6 protein-coding genes and 1 pseudogene are annotated in these 6,559 nt (G+C 71.0%); 5 read left to right on the top strand and 2 right to left on the bottom strand.

The window, feature by feature from the left end; translation table 11 throughout:
• Together EQG76_RS03490 and EQG76_RS03485 are read left to right on the top strand one after the other, a co-directional pair.
• Positions 1-1,192, top strand: a 1,192-nt coding sequence (locus EQG76_RS03490; protein ID WP_159710650.1) for a CHAD domain-containing protein, incomplete at its 5' end; no start/stop codon positions are given.
• Positions 1,189-1,815 (top strand): nucleotide-binding protein, encoded by a 627-nt coding sequence (locus EQG76_RS03485; RefSeq protein ID WP_159710648.1) that lies wholly within the window; start codon positions 1,189-1,191, stop codon positions 1,813-1,815. The genes EQG76_RS03490 and EQG76_RS03485, both read left to right, overlap by 4 nt.
• Before the next feature lie 18 nt (positions 1,816-1,833).
• Here EQG76_RS03485 and EQG76_RS03480 read toward each other — a convergent pair whose 3' ends face one another.
• Both EQG76_RS03480 and EQG76_RS03475 read right to left on the bottom strand, forming a co-directional pair.
• A complete protein-coding gene (locus EQG76_RS03480; RefSeq protein WP_159710646.1) occupies positions 1,834-2,637 on the bottom strand; it encodes an aminoglycoside adenylyltransferase domain-containing protein in 804 nt (267 codons plus the stop codon).
• A 20-nt stretch (positions 2,638-2,657) separates the two neighbouring features.
• Positions 2,658-3,032 carry a helix-turn-helix domain-containing protein gene (locus EQG76_RS03475; protein WP_159710644.1) on the bottom strand — a complete coding sequence of 125 codons (375 nt, stop codon included), beginning with the start codon at positions 3,030-3,032 and terminating at the stop codon, positions 2,658-2,660.
• A gap of 110 nt (positions 3,033-3,142) precedes the next feature.
• Between EQG76_RS03475 and EQG76_RS03470 the strand changes: the two genes are divergently transcribed.
• From EQG76_RS03470 to EQG76_RS03460, 3 genes and pseudogenes are all read left to right on the top strand, one after another.
• Positions 3,143-3,991 (top strand): outer membrane protein assembly factor BamD, encoded by an 849-nt coding sequence (locus EQG76_RS03470; RefSeq protein WP_159710642.1) that lies wholly within the window; start codon positions 3,143-3,145, stop codon positions 3,989-3,991.
• Between the two features lie 16 nt (positions 3,992-4,007).
• Complete coding sequence (gene recN, locus EQG76_RS03465) at positions 4,008-5,666, top strand: DNA repair protein RecN (protein WP_159710640.1); 1,659 nt, start codon at positions 4,008-4,010, stop codon at positions 5,664-5,666.
• Positions 5,667-5,990: 324 nt separating this feature from the next.
• Positions 5,991-6,559 (top strand): annotated as a pseudogene (locus tag EQG76_RS03460) (NAD-dependent DNA ligase LigA); the annotation flags it as partial.

Below are 6,559 nucleotides of genomic sequence, written 5' to 3'. Positions count from 1 at the left end.
CGAGACGGTCGATCTCGGCTGGACCGACGAGCATGGCCGCAGCGCGGTGGTGAACCTGGCGCTCGATCAGGGCCGGATCGAGGCGGACAGCCGCTCAGAGGAGGTGAGCGAGCTGGAGCTGGAGCTGGTCGAGGGCGACCCGGCCTGCCTGTACGCGCTGGCGCTGCGCTGTGCGGAGCTCGCACCGGTGCGCTTCGTCACCCAGAGCAAGTGGCAGCGCGGCGTGCGGCTGCACGACCGCCTGGTGCCGGAGCCGGTCAAGGCCGAGCGGCCGGAACTGGCGGCGGATGCCAATATCGAGACGGTGATGGTCGCGGCCTTCGGTGCGGCACTGCGCCAGTGGGTCGGCAACGAGGCGGCGGTGCTGGAAGGGCGTGATCCCGAGGGCATCCACCAGATGCGCGTGGCCCTGCGCCGGCTGCGCTCCCTGCTGACCGTGTTCAAGGACCTGATCCCGCCGGCCCAGCGCAAGTCCCTGTCCGGCGAGCTGCGCAGCGTGGTCAAGGCACTGGGCCCAGCTCGCGACCTCGACGTGTTCGAGGCGGAGCTGCTTGCCCCGGTGCTGGCGGCGCGGACCGGGGATCCGTCCCTCTCCGCCCTGCAGGAGCTGGCCGCCGCCGCCCGGGCCAGGGCCTATGACGAGGCCCATGCGATGGTGGGGGGGCGCGACTATGGCCGGACTCTCCTGCGCCTGTCTGCTTGGCTGGCGATGCGCGGCTGGCGGGTGGGCGCGGATGCGGCTGGTGCCGACCAGCTCGCCATGCCCGCCACGCAGGCCGCGGCAGCCCTCCTGGACAAGGCGCTGCGCAAGGTGCGCCGCCGCGGCCGGCACTTTGCCGGCCTCGTCCCGGACGAGCGGCACGAGGTGCGGATCGCCCTGAAGAAGCTGCGCTATGCTGCCGACGCGGTGGCGGACCTGTTCGACCCCGACCAGGTGAAGCCCTACAACAAGCGGCTCTCGCAGCTCCAGGACCATATGGGCCGGTTCAACGACGCCTTCGTTGCCGGCGCCCTGGTCGACCGGCTGCTGGGTGATGCCGGCCTGCCCGCCGCCACGCGCCAGGCGGCCGCCAAGGGAGGCGGCATGGTCGCCGGCTGGCACGCCCATGCCGCGGCCGCCGACGAGCCAGAGCTGATTGACGCTTGGCGTGCGTTCAAGCGGGCGGAGCCATTCTGGAGGGGAACGGCTTGATCCGGATCCTGGTGGGCAACGGCAAGGGCGGCGTGGGCAAATCTACAGTCGCGACCGGCTTGGCCGCGGCCCTGGCGGCCAGGAGACGAGTCACCGCGCTCGCCGATGCCGACCGCCAGCGCTCGAGTCTGGGCTGGCTGGAGCGCCGCCCAGCGAACGCCACTCCGATCCGGGCGCTGGACTGGACCAGGAAGACAGGTGCGGTGCCGGCGGGTGTCGAGCGTCTGGTGGTCGACGCCCCGGCCAACCTGGACGGCAGCGAGATTGAGGAGCTGCTCGACGAGGCCGACCGGGTGGTGGTGCCGGTCCAGCCCTCCCTGTTCGACCAGGCCGGGACCGAGCGGTTCTTGGGCAAGCTCGGCAAGCAGAAATCGGTGCGCAAGGGCAGAAAGGAGGTGGTGCTGGTGCTCAACCGCCTGCGCCCGCGTGCCCGTGCCACCGCTCGGCTGGAAGCCTATGCCATGAGCCTGGAACTGCCGGTGGCGGCGAGGCTCGCCGACCGGGCGATCTACGAGGAGCTGGCAGCGCAGGGCCTGGCGGTGTTCGACCTCGGTGGTGCCCGGACCGCCCCGGCGCGCGCCGAGTGGGCGCAACTGGTGGACCTGCTCGACCGCAACGCCTGAACAGCCGTGCTGTCACGTTCAGGGCTCCGGCTGTGCCGCCAGGTCGAGCGCGGTGCGCATGAAGTCCAGCGCCCGCCCTGCCGCCGCTGCCGGTAGCTGGTCGATCCAGCCCTGCCGTGCCGCCAGCGCCGTCTGGAGCACGTCCCGCCAGCCGGCCGGATAGGCCCCGAGCCCCCAGTGGCCCGCCGCCGACTTGCTGACGATCCGACCGGTCCGGAGCGTGCAGTCGATGCGGGCGATCCCGAGCACGCCCCAGGCGACGGTGCCGGCAGCCATCCTGTCGTCAGCACCCTTGCTCGCCACGGCCGCCACGCCATGCGCGATCCAGCCGCGCCAGTAGCTCTCCAGATTGCCCTGCAGGAACTGGCGCAGCACCGCTTCATCGAGGCCGATCGCGAGTTCCGCAGGGGCCGGTCCCAGTAGCGGGAGGCCGTGGCGAGCCAGACAGAACCAGGTGACCGGGTTGGCATCGAAGCAGACCTCCGCCCGGCGCAGCCGACCGTCCAGGCTGAAGGGGACCGCCAGCGGGCAGGCTTGGGTTTCCCGGAGCTGCGCCGCGTCCAGGTAGCAGCCGTCGAAGGGCGGGACACCGGGTGCTGCCAGTTCCGCATGGACCCGCTCTAGCCGGTCCAGCTCCTCGGGCGCCGACAGGCTCTGCATCAGGGCCACGAAATCGATGTCGCTCCGGCCCTCCTGGTAGTCGCCAAGCGCCAGCGAGCCCACCAGATAAAGGCCGCGCGGCCTCGGGGCACTATGCCGGTCGAGCAGAACCAGATAACGGTCGACGGTGCGGGCGACGGTGTCGGGCAGGCGCTGCCGCACGCGGAGGCATCCAGGAGCCGCTAGCGGGCGGCCGCTGGCCGCTCCACCACCGCGCGCACGAGCCCGCTCAAGGCAGCGCGGACGGCCGGATCGTCGATCTGGCTGAACGGCAGCTCGGCCGGGGCGGCCTCGGAGGAGCCCTTGGCCGCCGTGGCCGTGCTGGGCGGGTGCAGGTCGACCATGCCGCACAGCCACTGGATGTCGGTGCGCAACCGCTCAGCGATCAGGATCAGCCGCGCCGCACTCACCCGATTGGCGCCGCGCTCGAACTTCTGGATCTGCTGGTAGGACACGCCGATCACCTGGCCTACCTGTTCCTGGGTCAGGCCGAGCTCGATCCGGCGCCGGCGCAGCCGTTCCCCGATCTTGCGCTCGATCAGCGTCTCGCGATCCACCAGCCAGCCCTCCGCCTCCGAACCGGCCTATCTGGCTTGCACCATCCGGCTCGGCTAAGGTCCTGCCGACACCCGATGATCATAACCCCAGGTGGAACGGGCTACAAGGAATGCCGCTGATCGACCCTCGCGACCGCGCCCTCGGCATCCGGTTGCGGCACGTCCTGCGCACCGGTGCCGCGGCCCTGTTTCTGGCACTGGCGGCCTGCGGCGGGGGCAGTGACTCGGAGCAGATCCTGACCGAGCCGGACAAGCCGGCCGAGCAACTCTATAGCGAAGCCCAGGACCTGATGCAGCAAGGCAGCTGGAACCAGGCGGCCGCCGCGTTCGAGGAGGTCGAGCGCCAGCATCCCTATTCCGAGCTGGCCAAGCGCGCCCAGGTCGAGGCGGCGTATGCCTATTACGAAGGCAATTCCTATGACCAGGCCATCGGTGCCGCCGAGCGCTTCATCGACCTCCATCCGGGCGACGAGGCGACCCCTTATGCCTACTACCTGATCGGACTTTGCTATTACGAGCAGATCAGTGATGTTGGCCGAGACCAGGAGATGACCCAGCGCGCCATGGACGCGTTCGAGGACATGGTCCGCCGCTATCCGGAGAGCGACTACGCCCGGGACGCCACGCTGAAGCTCGACCTGATCCGCGACCATCTGGCCGGCAAGGAGATGGAGATCGGGCGCTACTACGAGAACCGCAAGCAGTATGTCGGCGCCATCAACCGCTTCCGCAACGTGGTCGAGAACTACCAAACCACCTCGCACGTGCCGGAAGCCCTGTTCCGGCTGACCGAGAGCTATCTGGCATTGGGCGTGCGCAAGGAGGCTCAGGCGGCGGCCGCGGTGCTTGGCTACAACTATCCGGGTTCTATCTGGTACGAACGATCCTATGCCCTCCTGGAAGGCCAGGACCTGGCACCAGCGGAGGACAGCGGCTCATGGCTGTCGAACCTGTTCTGAACAACGTGGCCGGTTCATGCTGCTCAGCCTGAACGTCCGCGACCTGCTGCTCCTGGACCGGCTCGACCTGGAGTTCGGCCCAGGCCTCACCACGCTCACCGGCGAGACCGGGGCGGGCAAGTCGATCCTGCTGGGCTGCCTGGGGCTCGCCACCGGCGCCAGGGCCGAGCGCGGCCAGGTGCGGGTCGGCAGCCAGCAGGGCTCGGTCACCGCGATCTTCGGCCTGTCCCCGGACCATCCGGCCCGGCTGCACCTGGCCGAGCAGGGCATCACGGTGGGCGAGGAGATCAGCCTGCGCCGGGTGGTGTTCGCCGACGGCCGCTCGCGTGCCTTCATCGAGGACGAGCCGGTGGCGATCGGCACGCTCGAGCGGGTCGGGCGCGACCTGGTCGAGGTGCATGGCCAGTTCGAGCAGCGCGGCCTGGCCGACCCGGCCCGGCACCGCAGCCTCCTGGACGCGTTCGGCGGCCATGAAAGCGAGGCGGAGGCGGTGCGCGCTGCCTGGGCGGCCTGGCGCGACCTGAAGGGGCGGCTCGACGAGCGGCGCCGGGCGGTGGAGCAGGCGGCGGCCGAGGAGGAGCGGCTGCGCGCCCATCTGGCCGAGCTGGAGAAATTCGGCCCCGTGCCCGGCGAGGAGGAGGAGCTGGCCACCGAGCGCCAGCGCCTGCAGACCCGCGACCGGCAGATCGCCCTGTTCGACGAAGCCGCCAAGGGCTTGGCCGATGCCGCCGAGCGGCTGGCCGCGACCCAGCGCAAGCTCGACCGCTCCGGGATCGACGATCCCAGCCTGGAGCAGATCGTGGACGGGCTGGAGCGGGCCGCTTCCGAGCTGGCCGATGTCGAGCGGGCCACCGGCGAGCGGCTGCGCGAGCTGGTCCATGCCGAGGGCCGGCTCGACGAGGTCGAGGAGCGGCTGTTCGCGCTGCGGGCGCTGGCCCGCAAGCACCGGGTCGACACGGACGAGCTGGAAGGGCTGCGCGACGAGTTCGTGGCGGCCCTGGCGCGGATCGAGACCGGGGCTGCCGACATCGCCCGGCTGGAGGCCGAGGCCGAGACGCTGCACCGCCGCTTCCTGACGGCGGTCGAGACGCTGACCGTGGCCCGGCAGCGGGCGGCCGGCATGCTGGCCGACGCGGTCGCGGCCGAGCTGGCACCGCTCAAGCTGGAGCGCGCGACCCTGCGGGTGACGCTGGCCCCGCTGGAACCGGAAGCCTATGGCGAGCACGGGGCGGAGCGGGTCGCCTTCGAGGTACGCACCAATCCGGGCCAGCCGTTCGGGCCGATTGGCAAGATCGCATCCGGCGGCGAGCTGGCCCGCTTCATGCTGGCGCTCAAGGTCGTGCTGGCCAGGCTGACCCCGGTCGAGACCCTGGTGTTCGACGAGATCGACGCCGGCACGGGCGGGGCCACTGCGGATGCGATCGGCGAGCGCCTGGCCCGTCTCGCCGAGGAGCGCCAGGTGCTGGTGGTGACCCATGCACCGCAGGTGGCGGCCAGGGCGCAGAGCCATCTGCGGGTGGTGAAGCTGCAGGACGAGGACCGCACCCGGGTGACGGTGGAGACACTGGAGGGCGACGAGCGCCGCGACGAGGTAGCGCGCATGCTGGCCGGCGCCCAGGTCACCGACGCCGCCCGGGCCGCGGCAGACAGCCTGATCCAGGACGCGGTCACCTGAGCCGGTTCGCGAGCTCCCAGGCCGGCTCTCGCAGTGCTGCGCTCGAGCGGCTGGCACACCGGCAGCCGCGCTCCGGGCGGCCGGATCAATGTCTTGCCGGGCGTGACCGGGCGCTTTCACTATCTCTTTGCGGCTCATGGGGCGGGTGCGGGCTTGTGCGCCAGGCATGCCCGCAGAGCCAGCCAGGACAGGTATCGGCAGATCGACCGGGCATGATCGAGGGCCTGGAACGGGTGGCCAGGGTCTATCGGAGAGGGTGAGGTGTCGCTTGCGTCGGGATCATCCAGCATCGCAGACGAGGCCAGTGCGTCACGGGGCAGCCCGATGACGGATGTCGACGCGCTGGACGAGGCGGCCGCCCGTGCGGAACTGGCGCGCCTGGCCGAAGCGATCGCGAAGGCCGACCGCGAATACTACCAGCAGGACCGGCCGAGCCTGACCGACGCGCAGTATGACGAGCTGCGCCGGCGCAACCAGGCGATCGAGGCGCGCTTCCCGGCCCTGGTCCGCCCGGACAGCCCGAGCCACCGGGTGGGAGCCGCTCCGGTGGCGGCGTTCGGCAAGGTCGTCCACCGCGTGCCGATGCTCTCGCTCGACAATGCCATGACCGCGGAGGAGATCCACGAGTTCGTGGCCCGGGTGCGCCGGTTCCTCAAGCGCCCGGACGACGTCCAGGATGACTATGTCTGCGAGCCCAAGATCGACGGTTTGTCCTGCTCCCTGCGCTACGAGAACGGCGTCCTGGTGCGCGCCGCCACCCGCGGCGACGGCACCACCGGCGAGGACGTCACCGCCAACGTGCGCACGATCAAGGACGTGCCGACCCGGCTGCATGGCGAGGCCCCTCCGGTGATCGAGGTACGCGGCGAGGTCTACATGGAGCGGCCGGCCTT

This window comes from Geminicoccus flavidas, assembly GCF_009806515.1.
Lineage (GTDB): Bacteria > Pseudomonadota > Alphaproteobacteria > Geminicoccales > Geminicoccaceae > Geminicoccus > Geminicoccus flavidus.
The sequence above is the reverse complement of the archived record's forward strand: the minus strand, read 5'-3'. Positions and strand labels throughout refer to the sequence as shown.

Excerpts from the sequence above, each read along its gene's own strand:
- EQG76_RS03470 (WP_159710642.1), top strand. The coding sequence starts at position 3,143 with ATGCCGCTGATCGACCCTCGCGACCGCGCCCTCGGCATCCGGTTGCGG.
- recN (WP_159710640.1), top strand. The coding sequence starts at position 4,008 with ATGCTGCTCAGCCTGAACGTCCGCGACCTGCTGCTCCTGGACCGGCTC.